The sequence below is a fragment of the Pseudomonas sp. Irchel 3A5 genome (genome assembly GCF_900187575.1).
GTDB classification, from domain to species: domain Bacteria; phylum Pseudomonadota; class Gammaproteobacteria; order Pseudomonadales; family Pseudomonadaceae; genus Aquipseudomonas; species Aquipseudomonas folii.
Genome location: NZ_FYDU01000007.1, coordinates 94,201 through 109,686 on the forward strand (window position 1 = coordinate 94,201; position 15,486 = coordinate 109,686).

The 15,486-nt window shown below is 57.2% G+C and carries 12 protein-coding genes; 7 read left to right on the plus strand and 5 right to left on the minus strand.

Annotation, left to right across the window (positions count from 1 at the left end; genetic code table 11):
* Positions 1-28 precede the first annotated feature (28 nt).
* Complete coding sequence (locus CKW31_RS13120) at positions 29-1,321, minus strand: MFS transporter (RefSeq protein WP_095095418.1); 1,293 nt, start codon at positions 1,319-1,321, stop codon at positions 29-31.
* A 330-nt stretch (positions 1,322-1,651) separates the two neighbouring features.
* Here CKW31_RS13120 and CKW31_RS13125 point away from each other — a divergent pair, with 330 nt between their 5' ends.
* Both CKW31_RS13125 and sthA read left to right on the plus strand, forming a co-directional pair.
* Positions 1,652-6,187, plus strand: coding sequence for a dermonecrotic toxin domain-containing protein (locus CKW31_RS13125; protein WP_095095421.1), 4,536 nt, complete (start codon positions 1,652-1,654; stop codon positions 6,185-6,187).
* Positions 6,188-6,502: 315 nt separating this feature from the next.
* On the plus strand, positions 6,503-7,897 hold the full coding sequence (sthA, locus tag CKW31_RS13130; RefSeq protein WP_095095424.1) for a Si-specific NAD(P)(+) transhydrogenase: 1,395 nt from the start codon (positions 6,503-6,505) through the stop codon (positions 7,895-7,897).
* A gap of 42 nt (positions 7,898-7,939) precedes the next feature.
* Here sthA and CKW31_RS13135 read toward each other — a convergent pair whose 3' ends face one another.
* Complete coding sequence (locus CKW31_RS13135) at positions 7,940-8,662, minus strand: glycerophosphodiester phosphodiesterase (RefSeq protein WP_095095427.1); 723 nt, start codon at positions 8,660-8,662, stop codon at positions 7,940-7,942.
* Positions 8,663-8,830: 168 nt separating this feature from the next.
* On the minus strand, positions 8,831-9,412 hold the full coding sequence (locus tag CKW31_RS13140) for a PilZ domain-containing protein (protein WP_095095430.1): 582 nt from the start codon (positions 9,410-9,412) through the stop codon (positions 8,831-8,833).
* Between the two features lie 125 nt (positions 9,413-9,537).
* Between CKW31_RS13140 and CKW31_RS13145 the strand changes: the two genes are divergently transcribed.
* The 5 genes from CKW31_RS13145 (at position 9,538) to queF (ending at position 14,307) form a co-directional block, all read left to right on the plus strand.
* A complete protein-coding gene (locus CKW31_RS13145; RefSeq protein ID WP_095095433.1) occupies positions 9,538-10,788 on the plus strand; it encodes a lipoprotein-releasing ABC transporter permease subunit in 1,251 nt (416 codons plus the stop codon).
* Between the two features lie 7 nt (positions 10,789-10,795).
* Positions 10,796-11,479 carry a lipoprotein-releasing ABC transporter ATP-binding protein LolD gene (lolD, locus tag CKW31_RS13150; RefSeq protein ID WP_176469878.1) on the plus strand — a complete coding sequence of 228 codons (684 nt, stop codon included), beginning with the start codon at positions 10,796-10,798 and terminating at the stop codon, positions 11,477-11,479.
* A 73-nt stretch (positions 11,480-11,552) separates the two neighbouring features.
* Complete coding sequence (locus tag CKW31_RS13155; RefSeq protein WP_095095436.1) at positions 11,553-12,797, plus strand: lipoprotein-releasing ABC transporter permease subunit; 1,245 nt, start codon at positions 11,553-11,555, stop codon at positions 12,795-12,797.
* 93 nt (positions 12,798-12,890) lie between these two features.
* Positions 12,891-13,403, plus strand: coding sequence for a plastocyanin/azurin family copper-binding protein (locus tag CKW31_RS13160; protein WP_095095439.1), 513 nt, complete (start codon positions 12,891-12,893; stop codon positions 13,401-13,403).
* Positions 13,404-13,476: 73 nt separating this feature from the next.
* Positions 13,477-14,307, plus strand: a complete 831-nt coding sequence (queF, locus tag CKW31_RS13165; protein WP_095095442.1) for an NADPH-dependent 7-cyano-7-deazaguanine reductase QueF — start codon at positions 13,477-13,479, stop codon at positions 14,305-14,307.
* A 73-nt stretch (positions 14,308-14,380) separates the two neighbouring features.
* Here queF and CKW31_RS13170 read toward each other — a convergent pair whose 3' ends face one another.
* The gene (locus tag CKW31_RS13170; RefSeq protein WP_095095445.1) at positions 14,381-14,644 is read right to left on the minus strand and encodes a DUF4404 family protein; all 264 of its coding nucleotides are present in this window, start codon (positions 14,642-14,644) and stop codon (positions 14,381-14,383) included.
* A 195-nt stretch (positions 14,645-14,839) separates the two neighbouring features.
* Positions 14,840-15,448: a phosphatase gene (locus CKW31_RS13175; RefSeq protein WP_095096044.1), complete on the minus strand. Its 609-nt coding sequence runs from the start codon at positions 15,446-15,448 to the stop codon at positions 14,840-14,842.
* Between the last annotated feature and the right edge of the window lie 38 nt (positions 15,449-15,486).

Sequence of the window (15,486 nt, forward strand, 5' to 3'; positions counted from 1 at the left end):
CGCCGCCTTCGGCTCCTACGGAATTTACTCAGCCAGCAGTCACGGCCTCAGGCGCTTGCAGCTTTTGCCCGCCCTTACGGAACAGCACCAGTGTTGCCACCAGACCCAACACTGCTGCGCCCGTCAGCCAGATGCCCGGTGCAGCCTTGTTGTCCAGTGCATGAATCAGGTAGGTGCACGCTGCCGGGGTAAAGCCGCCAAAGGTTGCAGTTGCCAGGCTGTAGGCCAGGGAGAAGCCGGTCGTGCGCACTTCCACCGGCATGATCTCGGTCAGGGCAACCACCATCGCACCGTTGTAAGAGCCATACAGGAAGGACAGCCATAGTTCGACCATCAGCAGATTACCGAAGCTCGGATTGGCCACCAGCCAGGACAGGGCAGGGTAGGCCGTCGCAATGGCCAGAACGGTTGCGGCAACCAGCAAAGGCTTGCGGCCAATACGGTCAGACAGCGCGCCCATCACCGGCAGCCAGATGAAGTTCGAAATCCCGACGAAAACCGTGACGATCAAGCTGTCGAGGTCGGACAGGTGCAGCTCGTTTTTACCGAATGTCGGCGTATACGCGGTGATCAGGTAGAACGACACGGTGGTCATGATCACCAGTGCCATGCCGCCGAGGACCAGACCGAAGTTCTGGCCAATCGAGCGCACCACTTCTTTAAGCGTCGGACGATGAGTGCGGGCTTCGAATTCCGGGGTTTCTTCCATCGAGCGGCGAATCACGAAAATCACCGGCACGATCAGGCAGCCGATCAGGAACGGCACGCGCCAGCCCCATTCACCCATTTCTTCCGGGCTCAGCCAGTGGTTCAGCGCAACACCCAGCAAACCTGCGAAGACCACCGCGGCTTGTTGACTGGCGGACTGCCAACTGACGAAGAAGCCTTTACGGCCCGGGGTAGAGATTTCTGCCAGATAAACCGAGACACCGCCCAGTTCCACGCCAGCCGAAAAGCCTTGCAGCAAACGACCCAGCAATACCAGCAACGGCGCAGCGACGCCGAGCGTTGCATAACCCGGCACGCAGGCAATCAGCACTGTGCCCATCGCCATCATTGCCAGCGTCACCACCAGACCTTTTTTACGGCCGTGACGGTCAATGTAAGCGCCAAGGAAAATCGCCCCCAGTGGACGCATCAGGAAGCCGGCGCCGAACGTCGCCAGTGAAAGCATCAGTGAGGCGAATGCGCTGTCGGTAGGGAAGAAGGTTTTGGCGATGGCAGTGGCGTAGAAGCCGTAGACCATGAAGTCAAACATTTCAAGGAAGTTGCCGCTGACAACGCGAAATATCGCCTTGCCTTTGCCGGTGTTCGAGGTCATTGAAAATTACTCGCTTGGGCTATCTGGTCAGGGCCTCATACGTGTTCAACATTAGCCAGAAGGCTCTGGCCCGGTTATGTTGACGCGACAAGGGCCCCAAAGGATCCGTTGTATTTTTATGTCCTGCTGCACCGGTCAAGGCTCCTGCCTGCACGCGCTGCACAATTGTAACGATATGTGTAAAACGCCTTAAAGACAACTCTTGATACTTTGTACGCGGGTTTGGCAGACCGCTGGCAGGGGCCGGATTGCATTACTTTTGTATGTCATTGCCAGCCCGTCGAAGGTGTTAACTCCGGTGAGATATTTCATTCATCACGAGTTCAACCCATGACAATCAAATTGGCCGTGGCGGAGCAATTCGCCTCCCGTCCTTCACTGCGTGAATTGGCGACGAGCAGCCTGCGCAGTGCTTTAAACGTGCGTTATCCGGACCTCGCCATCGACCCCGAGCGGGTTTCGGTAGTGGCGCTGACCTCTGGCGTCCCGGCTATGTCGGCCGAATCATTGCGGCTTTCCCTGGTGGATACCCTGCTGGAGCATTTTCTACGCCGGGCAACACCGCAATGGACAGACGCTGGCTTCGCGCTCATCGCCAATCCTGGCGACTCGCCTGCGCGGCCATTAGCAGTGGATATGGCTGAAATCAGCACCATCGTCGACCAGTCGGCATTGGGTCTGATCAGCGGTCTCAAACAAGCTATCGCTGATTTCTGGAGCCAGCCCTGCGTTATCGGCAGCCAGCTCACGACCCGCTGGGCCTGGCTTTCGACGTTGATTCGGCGAGACGTGCGCGATCGGCTGGCAGCGCCCGATACGTCTCTTTCAGATCAGCGTGCCATGCTCAGTACGATCAATACCCTGTGCGGTAAAGATGAACCGTCTGAGGGGCAGGCGGGTGTTGCGTATGTCACGCTGATTCAAGACGGTGTTTCCGAAACACGGGCGATACCGGCGTTAGTGGCACTCGACCAGTCGACAGCCAACCCGGAGGTATTGGTTTACCGTCTTTTCGGGCAGTGTGAACGCTACACACTGACTAGCTGGGTGATGCGACTGCGGGATGATTTCATTCAGGACCCCCGGCATCAATCGCTGGCCTGGGGCTTCTACGAGCCGGATAACGATGTGTTCGATGACCTTGCCCGTGCCATTCTGGAGAATCAGATCAGAGACGTGCACTGCCTGAATTATTACTCGGACCTGGAAGTTGCGAAGCTTGAGCGGTACCTGGAAGCGTCGACAGATGTCGGCTCCTTGTTTGTCAAGCAACCCGAGGCTTATGCCGAATCGCTTCCCGACTGGCTTGGAAAGGCCAGCGATTCGGAGCGAATCTCCTACAGTCGATCCATGACCGCATTGGCGGTATTGCAGGCGAATACGCAAGGCAGGACGTTTAACGAGGACTTGCCGCCCATTGCGGAGTTTGCCTCTCAGGTCATGGCCAGGCAGATGCTTGAGGATCATCCAGACGCCGTACAGGTGCCTTTGAACGAGATAGAGCTGGTTATCGACAAAGTGACGGCTGTGGCCGCCACGTCTGGTGGAGAGATGTTTGCTCAGGGTGAAGTGGAACAGGTTCGCATGACGCTGTGTGATTGTGCTCTGGAGAATCTTGTTGGATTACCGGTTGGTGCCGTGACGTTACGCAGGACCACTGATCAGCCTTTGCCGGACTGGCTGACGGTAGCTTATGCCAAACGCCTTATTCAGGTAGTCAATGTCGGCCAGGCCTATCCGCAATTACTGCGCACGCTGCTGATTACCAATGCCAAAGAGGCTGACAGACGTCGATTACTCTTCTGCAATCAATTGCGTATCCAGCTTCCCCTGAAGGCTCTGGAGCAGAAGCTCAAACGCGAAGGTGCGATAAGTGACGCCGGTTGCCGGTTGATTTCTGCCTTGATGGACGACCTGTCGCCCACGCGTGAAGAGGACGCGCAGTCTGTTGTTCTGCGCATGCTGGGGTTCAAGGCCAGGCCAACGGGGCAGGTGGACAGGGTCGGCAATATGTTTGTGATTGGCCCGGCGAACATTGAGTTGGGCCCTTACCTGCTTTATCAACCCTTTCAGGCGACGCCCCTGACTGAATTCAGCAACTGGACGACGCTGCGTGACGCCATTGCTCAGCCTGGTGCGTTGCAACAACAGGTACTGATCTGGCTGAGTGATACGGCACGTCCTGTTTATGCCAACGGAGGATTTGATGAGCCACATATCATCCGTTTCGGGCTCGGCTCCGAGTTCCAGCCGCTTGAGCGGCCGCAGCCAACGGTGTTGAGTCGCGATGTCATGGCGGGAGACCCGCTTGAGGCGTTGTTCAAGGCCGTCGCCATGGCGCTGGTGCAGTTGGCAGATCGCGAATCGGTCTCCAATGTCGAAAACCGTTGGGCGAACCTGAAGGAAGGAGGCTGGCTGTTGCTCGACACGTTGCTGCCCCTGATTGGTGGCTCGCTGGGTCAGTCAGCATGGCTTTTGCAATTGCTCAGTAGCGCCGACCAGATACTCACTCTGCCTGCTGATGCCGATCAGGGGGCTCGTTCGGCGGCCCTTGCGGATTTGCTGCTCAACGTTGCGATGATTGTTCTGCATCAGGGCGTCATATCAGCCACAGGCCCGGCGATTGGCAGTGGTGAGCCTTTGGTTGATGCGCCGCTCACCTCTCAAGAGATGAAAGCAAGCCCGATGGCCACGCAGACGCTGGATATGGCGGCCGGGAGGGACGGGCTCGATTTCAGCTGGTCCAACCCGCTTTCTCGTCTTACCGCAACCCAGCGCTCCAGGCTCCTGACCTTTAATGTCTTTCCCGAGCCGCCCCTTGGCGCAATGGTCAACTCTGGCATTTACGCCGGTTTGTACGAGGACCAAGGAAAGTGGTACGCACGCGTTGAGGGCAATCTGTTTCGTGTCATTGCTGATGAAGGCAGCGCGTATATCGTCCAGGACGATGATCCTGGCGTGACGGGGCCATGGCTGACCCGGAGCGGGCTGCAATGGCGGCTGAATCTGGGGCTGCATCTGCGCGGTGGCGGCCCAAAACAGAATGCCCGGAAACTGGCGCAGGCCAACGCAGCCAATGTTCGGCGTATCAACGATGGCCTGTCGGAGCTCGTGAAACGGAGTGATGTGTTGCTGAAAAACATTCAAGCCTACGATCTGCAGCTGGACACTGCGCAAGGCACAGTGCGTCAGCTTTTTATGGAGCGTTATGAAAGCGATCTGACTGAGCTGGTCAGTGTGATGCGAGAGCATGTCAAATTAGCGCAGGAACACCGGCCGGGCGACCGTCCAGCAGAAAAGGATGTTGCCAGTGATCTGCAAAGTCTGGCCCGGCAAATTTGCTACTTTGAGGGCCTGCTGTTCAAGGATCAGGCAGTGATTGCGAACAATGAGCTCGTGAACCTGCGAACCCTGGCCTCTGGCGCCTCATTGACAGCTGAGAATGCTGACGCTTACTTCGAGATGCTCCGCAAGCTGACGATCTCCCAGACAAAGGGGCTGCACTGGTCACAGGAGCGAGAGGCGATATGGTTGCAACTGCGTGACGTTCCAAAGGTAGGTCAGGAATATTGGCGCAGTGAAGTCACAGAGGCATATGCCCACAATCAGCCTTCGAATCTGGAGTGGAAGGCGATCCATATGTTTTCGACGCTTGAGTTGGTGTTCAGTCGTCCCGAAACCATGTTCGGTGAAGACCTGAAGCAGTTGAGGATGCTGCGTAACGACCAGAATCTGCATGCTGCGATTGCATCCCATCTGGAGCTGGACAGGCCCAATACCTATTCACTGGCTGAAAGCATCAGTGTTCTGGAAAGTGCGCTCAAAGAGTACGGCAGGGCGAGTGACATCAGCACCTACATTCATACCTTGGAGTTCTCGGGCAGGAGAGGGCAATACCTTGAGCAGTTCATTGCTCAACTCAGTGCCTTTCACGATGTTGCATTGCAACGGCTTACCTTGTTGATCAAGGAAAATACCGAAGCAGCAGATACATTACTTGAACAGGTGCCGAAGGTGGCGAGGCCTGGCAAGCGGGTGATCAAAACCCGCGGCCACCGGACGTTCATCGGCAGCATTCGCCAGGGTGACGCGCAGGCTGAGGGCGAAGTGGTGGATGTCTCCGATGCGCTGACCAGTAAAGTGATCAACTCATGGCATCAGCACGCTGGCGGTGAATGGGTTGAGATCGTGACGCCCGAGCCCGCCGCGAAGCCACTCATCTCCCGCGCCTCGCCGACAGAGTTGCAGCGACAGGCCAGAGAACACCTTGCAAGAGTGGAGGGCAGTATCAACAGCGCCTGGAGGCAATCGAAACGGGCGAGCGAACCGGAGGACATGGAAGATATTCTGGTGCAAAGGGCTGAAAAGCTGACCGTGCTGATTGAGCAGATGAAGGCTTTAAGTGATGAGGCATCTGCTTCAGCTTTCGCCACGGATATCCAGGAACTGACTGCGGCAGCTGCCCGGCTCAAGGATCAGGGACGCTTGATTCGCATCGCAATGATCAAGGCACAGCCGCCAACTGCCGCGCGTATCAATTATCTCCATCAGCAGCGGGAGATCGATATTTCCAGTTTCGGCAGCCGAAAAAATATGTCTGGCGCCCGGCGTGATGATTTCCTCCAGGAATTCGCCATTCGCGATAAAGACCATCAACTACTCTGGTGGGCGCATTTTCACTACGCGACTGAAAATGCCAGCCCTGACGCGTTCACGGCGGCGCATCTGAAATTACCGGCGCAGCGGCTTCTGGGTTACAAGGCACTGGTCAGGGCAGCAAAGGCCAATCAGGACGTGGTCAGTATTTACCGCAGTTCGATTGGCAAGGAGGTCGCTCAGCGCCTGTTTCTGGTGTTGACCCCTTGAATGGAATCGGTCGGATAGCGGCTTGAAAAGCTGCATTGGTGTTTTTTTGTGATTTGCGACGGCAAGCGCTTTATCATTCGCAGCCTTGTGGGGCTCGACTGTTTGCCGTCTGCATGACGTGGAATGCCAGGTAAAAAACAGGAGCGTCATTTTGTCGCAGACAAAAGTGGCTTGCGGCGCTACCAACGGTTAATGTTCCACGCTTCGGTGGCGGTTTAAACTGCGCACCAGATTCTGATCCTTCATGTCGCTGGCCGCGACGTGATTTAGCCAGAGATGCCAGAGTGGCACCTCGGCCTGTTCTAAGGAGTACGCATGGCTGTCTACAACTACGACGTAGTGGTACTGGGTTCCGGCCCTGCCGGAGAAGGCGCGGCAATGAACGCCGCCAAGGCAGGGCGTAAGGTAGCGATGGTCGACAGCCGTCGGCAGGTTGGCGGTAACTGCACACACCTGGGCACTATCCCGTCCAAGGCATTGCGTCATTCGGTCAAGCAGATCATCCACTTCAACACCAACCCTATGTTCAGGGCCATAGGCGAGCCACGCTGGTTCTCGTTTCCGGACGTGTTGAAAAACGCCGAAATGGTTATTTCCAAGCAGGTTTCCTCGCGCACCGGCTACTACGCCCGCAACCGCGTTGATGTGTTTTTCGGCACCGGCAGTTTTGCTGACGAGCGCAGCATTGACGTGGTATGCGGCAACGGTGTTGTGGAGAAGCTGGTGGCCAACCAGATCATTATCGCCACGGGATCGCGCCCTTATCGCCCTGCAGATATCGACTTCTCCCACAAGCGTATCTACGACAGCGACACGATCCTCAGTCTCGGCCACACCCCGCGCAAGCTGATCATTTATGGCGCCGGCGTGATCGGTTGTGAATACGCCTCGATCTTCAGCGGTCTGGGCGTCATGGTCGAACTGGTGGATAACCGCGATCAGCTACTGAGCTTTCTGGATTCGGAAATTTCTCAGGCGTTGAGTTATCACTTCAGCAACAACAACGTGATGGTTCGCCATAACGAAGAGTATGAAAAGGTCGAAGGCCTGGATAACGGTGTGATCCTGCACCTCAAGTCCGGCAAGAAGATCAAGGCAGATGCCTTGCTCTGGTGTAACGGCCGTACCGGCAACACTGACAAACTGGGTCTGGAGAATGTTGGCATCAAGGCTAACGGTCGCGGCCAGATTGAAGTCGATGAAAGCTATCGTACCAACGTGCCGAATATTTACGGCGCGGGTGATGTGATCGGCTGGCCGAGTCTGGCCAGTGCTGCATACGATCAGGGCCGTTCAGCCGCGGGCGTGGTGGTCGACAACGGCAGCTGGCGTTACGTCAATGACGTGCCGACCGGCATCTACACGATTCCGGAAATCAGCTCGATCGGCAAAAACGAACACGAACTGACCGAGGCGAAAGTGCCTTACGAAGTGGGCAAGGCGTTCTTCAAAGGCATGGCGCGGGCGCAGATTTCCGGGGAACGCGTGGGCATGCTGAAGATTCTGTTCCATCGTGAAACGCTGGAAGTGCTCGGCGTGCATTGCTTCGGCGACCAGGCTTCGGAGATTGTGCACATCGGGCAGGCGATCATGAACCAGCCAGGTGAAGCCAATACCCTGAAGTATTTCGTCAACACCACGTTCAACTACCCGACCATGGCAGAAGCCTATCGGGTCGCTGCTTACGACGGCCTGAACCGGCTTTTTTAAGCGACTCCGGCCGGTGGCCTGAGCCGGCCGGGGAGACCGATTTCAGTGATTCTCGAGGGTGGCGCTGGCCAAACCGGGAAAGTCTGTAATCAGGCTGTCCACGCCGAAGTCGGCGAGCCTGCGCATCAGTGCAGGTTCGTTGACCGTCCACACCGACACATGCAAGCCCTGACGCTGAGCTTTTTGCTGGCGCTCAGGGGTGCAGAGTGTCCAGTTCAATGCCAGGTACTCACAGCCATAGCTTTGCGCGACCTTCAGCGGGTCGAGCCATGCGTACTCCGCTACCAGGCCGCGTGAGATGTCCGGTGTCAGTTCCAGTGCTGCTTTGAGCACTTCCCGAGAGCTTGAAGTGATGGTGATCTTGTCCAGCAAGCCGTGGCGCTGAGCCATTTCACGGATGGCCAGCACGGTGGATGCGGCACGGGTGCGGGATGCGCTTTTGACTTCCAACTGCCAATGCTCGAAAGCGCACTTTTCGAACAGCTCTTCAAGGCGTGGGATCGGGCAAGGATTGATCCAGCCAGGACCGCCTTTGCGTGCGTCATACGTGACCAGGTCGGCGGCGCTGTGCTCGATGACCTTGCCGCGCCTGTCCGTGGTGCGTTTCAGGGTCGGGTCGTGAATCACCATCAATTCCCCGTCACGGGACAAATGCAGATCCAGCTCGCAACGACGTACGCCGTGCTTCAGACATTCCTGAAAGCTGGTCAGAGTATTTTCCGGTGCTTCGCCTTTGGCGCCGCGATGGCCATAAATAAGGGTCACGTCTACTCCTGGTGGCCTTTAAGGCGTTGGTTTTGGTGTAGTTGCATGATGCTGAGTCCGGAGAGTTTTGTCGCGCAGCGAGCACTGTCCGGTAGGAGCCAACTTGTTGGCGAGACGTCTTGCCTGACACATCGCCTCGCGAACAAGTTCGCTCCTACCGAAGACAGGTTATTGCGCCTCTTTCGACTCAAGCGCCTGACGCCGTATAGCAGCTTGTCGTTGCAAAATGTATCGGGCCAGCAGCTGTCGTTGCGAGTCCGGCAGGTCGATGAACTCGGTGCCGATCTCGAATTGGCCATCTAGCAGGATGTCGCAATGGGTCACTTTGGCGTGCAGCATCAGTGCTGACGCCTGCGGCATCAAGACCATTTTTATCGATAGCTGGGCATCGACGGCAAAGCTTGTGGCGCTTTGAAACTGCACGCCACCTTCGGAAATCGTCACGGGTTGCGGGGCGCCCAGCTTGCCCAGCGTGGTTTGCGCCACCACCCGGCCAAGCAGCTCAATGCGCTTGCCGAACGATTGCATCAGGCTGTTCACCACCCGGTCGCGGTCGTCCAGCTGGCGTAAAAGATGTTGGGATTCGAACTCGGCAATGTGCAGCTCGCTGAGCAGCTCGAAGAGGGCCGAGGTCTCGCGCATGGCCTGGTGCCCCGTCTCGTCGGTACTGGATAACAGGTTAATTTCCAGTGCGACGCTGTCCTCGATACGGTAGTATTCGCGGCGTTCTTCTTCATCTAATGTCGACATGGCGAACCCATGGTAGCGGCGATGGTCATAGTGGTTGCTCGCAGTGCTCAGAGTGATTTCGAGTGTAAAGCTGCCTGCTCAGGCCCGCCACAAGGACGTTCCCATTCCTCCGAACAAGTCCCTAAATGTTCAGACCTCTTTTTGTATTCATAGGCACGCGTTACACCCGTGCAAAACGCCGTAATCATTTCGTCTCCTTTATTTCCCTGACTTCCATGATCGGTCTCGCCCTGGGCGTAGTGGTGATGATAGTCGTGTTATCGGTCATGAATGGTTTCGATCATGAAATGCGTACTCGCGTACTCGGCATGGTCCCGCACGCCACCATCGAAGCCGGTGAGCCGATCGGCAACTGGCAGGGTGTGGCTGACAAGGTCAGGCAAAACCCTCAGGTGCTGGCCGTTGCCCCGTTTACCCAGATGCAGGGCTTGCTGACCAATAACGGCAACGTGCAAAAGGTCCTGCTTAATGGCATCGACCCGGCGCAAGAGCGGAAAGTTTCTATCATCGATAACTTCATGAAGCAGGGGAAGCTGGATGATCTGGCTGCCGGTGACTTCGGCATCGTGATCGGCGACAAGGCTGCCACCAAGCTTGGGGTTGGCGTTGGTGACAAGGTGACGTTCGTTGCCCCTGAAGTGACGGTGACGCCTGCGGGGATGTTCCCGCGCATGAAGCGCTTTACCGTGACGGGCATTTTTCACGTGGGGGCCGGTGAACTGGATGGCTACCTTGGGTTGACCAATATCGACGATCTGGGGCGCCTGCATCGCTGGAAAGCCAACGAAGTGCAGGGGCTGCGCCTGAAATTCGAGGACCTGTTCGAGGCACCTCGCACTTCTTATCAAATCGCCCAGACCCTTGGCGAGCACAACTACTATTCCCGTGACTGGACCCGCACCCATGGCAACCTGTATCAGGCGATCCGCATGGAAAAAGCCATGATCGGGCTGCTGCTTTTGCTGATTGTGGCCGTGGCGGCGTTCAACATCATTTCAACGCTGGTGATGGTGGTCAACGACAAGAAAGGCGATATCGCGATCCTGCGCACTCTGGGCTCCACGCCCGGGCAGATCATGGCGATTTTCATGGTCCAGGGCATAGTGATAGGTGTGGTCGGCACGTTCATCGGTGCTGTCGTGGGGATTATCGCAGCGCTCAACGTCAGTGCTGCTATTTCCCTGCTGGAAGGCCTGATCGGCCACAAGTTTCTCAATGCCGATGTGTACTTTATCGACTACTTGCCATCGCAATTGATGGCCGAAGATGTGTTGATGGTCTGCGGCGCGGCATTGGTCCTGAGTTTCCTCGCCACCCTGTATCCGGCCTGGCGCGCAGCGCGTACCCAACCGGCGGAGGCGTTACGTTATGAGTGAGTCGGGCATGAGTGATAAAGCAGTATTGAGTTGCCGTAACCTGGGCAAATCCTATGAGGAAGGCCCTGAGTCGGTAGTGGTTCTGTCGGGTTTGCAGCTGGAGTTGTTTCCGGGCGAGCGCGTGGCGATTGTCGGCAGTTCAGGCTCTGGCAAAAGTACCTTGCTCAACCTGTTGGGCGGTCTGGATACACCTTCCGAAGGCAGTGTCTGGCTGGCTGGCGAAGAGCTTTCCGCCTTGGGTGAAAAGGCCCGAGGCCTGCTGCGTAATCGGGCGCTGGGCTTCGTTTATCAGTTCCACCATTTGTTGCCGGAATTCACTGCGCTGGAAAACGTCTGCATGCCGCTGCTGATTGGCAAGACTGCAATCCCGGAGGCTCGTCAGCGTGCCACCGCGTTGCTCGAGCGGGTAGGGCTGGGACATCGTCTGGCTCACAAACCTTCTGAATTGTCCGGCGGCGAGCGTCAGCGGGTAGCGATCGCCAGGGCTCTGGTCAACCAGCCGGGCCTGGTAATGCTTGATGAGCCGACGGGTAACCTCGATCACCACACTGCGCAAGGTATTCAGGACCTGATGCTGGAGCTGAGCACCTCGTCGCGTACTGCGTTTCTGGTGGTGACCCATGACATGAATCTGGCCAGACAGATGGATCGAGTATGGCGCCTGGAAGGCGGTCGTCTGGTAGAAGCCTGACCTGTCCAACCCGGCGCAATCGATCGCGCCGGGGTTTCATTTTTGCGGCAATCTTTCCCACGGTGCTATACGAATGTTTCGACCGTTATCAATATTTATTGGCGCGCGCTACACACGTGCCAAGCGCCGCAACCATTTCATCTCGTTCATTTCAATGACGTCGATGATCGGGTTGGCGCTCGGCGTGCTCGCGATGATTGTGGTGCTGTCTGTGATGAACGGTTTTCAGCGGGAAATGAGCTCGCGCATTCTCGGCATGGTGCCCCATGCAGTGATCGCGGGCGTCAAGCCGCTGGATAACTGGAAGCCGGTTGCCGACGCTTCGCTGAAAAATCCGCAAGTCACCGCCGCTGTGCCGTTCACCGAAATGGACGGGATGCTCTCCTACAAGGGCGCGATGCAGCCGATTCAGATCAGTGGCGTCGATCCGGCGCTGGAGCACGAGGTGTCGATCGTCACCCGGCACATCGTGCAAGGCAAGCTGGAAGATCTCAAGGCAGGCGAGTTTGGTGTCGTGTTGGGCGAGTTGAGCGCTCGTCGTTTTCGTCTGAATGTCGGCGACAAGCTGACCCTGATTGTGCCGGAAGTCAGCAGCGCACCGGGCGGTATTACGCCACGCCTGCAACGTCTGACGGTGGTCGGTATTTTCAAGGTGGGTGCCGAGCTCGACGGCTCCATGGCTTTGATCAACGTCGCAGACGCTGCGCAGATAAAGCGTTGGCAGCCTGATCAGGTGCAAGGCGTGCGTCTGGCCCTGAAGGATCTTTACAAAGCGCCTGAAGTCTCGAAAGCGATTGCCGGAGGCCTGGGAGCAGATTATCGCGCCGATGACTGGACCCACACCCAGGGCAGTCTGTTCAGCGCGATGAAGATGGAGAAGACCATGATCGGCTTGTTGTTGCTGATGATCGTCGCCGTCGCGGCATTCAACATCATTGCCACCCTGATCATGGTGGTAAACGACAAGGGTGCAGACATTGCGATCCTGCGTACCATCGGCGCGACCCCTGGACAGATCATGACCATCTTCATGGTCCAGGGGACGGTCATCGGTATCGTCGGGACGATCATTGGTGGTGTGCTTGGGATCATTGCTGCTATCAACGTCAGCAGCCTTGTGGGTTGGATAGAGCGGGTCAGTGGTCAGCACATCTTCAGCTCTGATGTGTACTTCATCAGCAATCTGCCTTCCGAGCTGCAAGCGGGCGATGTGGTGCTGATCTGCAGCGCAGGCTTTATCCTGAGCTTCCTGGCAACGCTTTACCCAGCCTGGCGCGCGGCGCAGATTCAGCCGGCGCATGCATTGCGGTATGAGTGATTGATGGTCTGGGCCTGACTTGATCTGTTCGTCAGGCCCGGTAATTCATTGCATTAACTTCAGCCATTGTTCGTCGCCACTCTGGAGAACACCATGCCCTCTATTGCCCGCTTCACACTGATTGCTGCGCTGCTGACACTCAGCCAGCCATTGCTCGCTTCGCCAGCTCCAGTCCTCACGTTCGGACATGCTGCGCCTGCCGCCCAGGCTTCGCGCACTATCGAACTGGTATTGGGGGATATGTATTTCGACCCTAAAGCGGTGCAGGTAAAGGCGGGTGAGACGGTGCGCTTCGTGCTGATCAACAAAGGCCAGTTGCTGCATGAGTTCAACCTGGGGGATGCGGCGATGCACGCCAGCCATCAACAGGAAATGATCAAGATGCAACAGAGCGGCATGCTGACGCCGACCGGCATGGCGCATCACGACATGGGCCATGGCTCCATGGAAATGAAGCACGATGATCCGAACAGTGTGCTGGTAGAGCCGGGCAAAACCACCGAACTGACGTGGACCTTTGCCAAGGCCAGCAATCTGGAGTTCGCCTGCAATCTGCCTGGGCACTATCAGGCCGGTATGGTCGGCAAACTGACAATTACCGACTAGCCGCTGAAAGCTCGGCGCAAACCCTATAAACTTGGCGCTTATTCCGTCAGCTTTATGTGATTCAGGTACTTTCATGCACCCCGCAGCCGAACATTCGCCGCTAGGCAAGTCCAGCGAATACATCGCCACTTACACGCCGTCTCTGTTGTTCCCGATCCCGCGTGCCGCCAAATGGGCCGAGTTGGGTCTGACTGCCGAGACGTTACCGTATCAAGGTGTGGACTTCTGGAATTGCTACGAGCTGTCCTGGCTGCTGCCATCCGGCAAGCCGGTGGTGGCCATCGCCGAGTTCAGCATTCCGGCTGATTCACCGAATATCATCGAGTCGAAGTCATTCAAGCTGTACCTCAACTCGCTTAATCAGACGGCGTTTGCTGATCGCGCCGACCTGACCGCGACGCTGGTCAAAGACCTGTCGGCGGCGGCGGGTAAGCCAGTAGGTGTGCGTATCCGCACTCTGGCGGATATTGAAGGCGAAGGCGTGGCGACGATGCCGGGCCTGTGTATCGACGAGCTTGATGTGAGCATCAATAGCTACGACCGACCGCAGCCAGAACTGCTGCGTTGCGATGATTCCCGTGTTGTCGAACAAAGCCTCCACAGCCACTTGCTCAAGTCCAATTGCCCGGTGACCAGCCAGCCGGACTGGGGCAGCGTAGCAGTGGAGTACCGCGGCGCCGAGCTGGATCCCGCGAGCCTGCTGGCGTACATCGTCAGTTTCCGCCAGCATTCGGATTTCCATGAGCAATGTGTCGAGCGGATATTTCTCGATTTGCAGCGCTTGCTCAAGCCGGAGAAATTGACCGTCTATGCGCGTTACGTGCGTCGTGGCGGGCTGGATATCAATCCGTATCGCAGCACTGAGTCGATCAGCCCGGATAATCGTAGACTGGCCCGGCAGTAGGCAACAAAAAGCCCGTCATTGACGGGCTTTTTGCTACTTGGCGGCAGGCGGCTCGGTTTGACGTCTTAAGACATCAGATACCGATATTGCCCAGGGTCACGACGATATTACGCAAAGTGCCTGCGATACCTGGGTGTTCAAGCTCGAAGCGCTCGACGGCAAGATTGACGCCATCGGCCAGGCTCGGGTCCTGAGTGGCGGACTCCAGTTCGATCTGTGACTGAATCTGCTGCGCCAGTGTTTCCAGGTCGGCGCGCTCCTCTGGGTTGAGCGGCGGGTTCTGCTCCAGTTGCTCGCGCAGGGTATTGAGTTGTTCTTGCAGTTCGCGGGCAGGCATGACGTGCTCCTTCTTTGATAAGTCTGTCCCATGGACCCCGGCCCGGGGCCAAAGGTTCTTAATGGGTATGTGACAAGACTAATCTACTCTGGTGCGGGTTGCCTTCAAATCGCGCGTCCAATCCTGTTGCCCTCGTGGCTAAAGCCGGTCCTGCGACTCGGCATGAGGGGTGCACCCGAAAATTTCATGTCAGGGTCAGGGCTTCTCTCCCTTGGTCCGGCGCAGCGCGATATCTGCCAGACAGGACTCCAGTTCGCCCAGATGATCAATCGCCGAATGCACGCCCAGGGCGTAAAGCTCCAACGTCGCCTGGCCCCGGCGGTATTCGCGCTCTGCATCGGTCAGGGCATGCCATTGCGAAGGAGACAGGCCGCACAGTGAACCGCACGATGCGAGGCCTACTGTCCATAGTCCGGCATTCAGACCGGCCTGCAGCAAGCGTGGCTCGCCGCTGACGAGGACACAGCCGTCCAGTTGACTGACGTTCAGCTCCATAAGCGCCTGCCAGCAAGCATGAGGGGCGGGCCACTGTGCCTGGGCGGCAGGGGTGGCACGAATCAGATGGCTCAATGGTTGAGCCAGCGTATGTGTAAGGTCGCTGGGCAATTCGTCCAGCCACGCACAAGGCACCGCCTGCTGGTGCAGCCTCTGTAATGCTTTCAAGGCGCCAGGCGTGGGCAGCGAGTGTTCATCACTCAGCCCGGACGCATTACGCGCTTGGGCGCCAAAGTCCACCAGGCAGCCACTGAGACCAAAAAGAACGGCGGTAAAAGCGGGCAGGGGAGCTGTCACAGGCGCGAGCATGGCGATATCTCTGAAATAACGCTGAACGCTACGGGTCA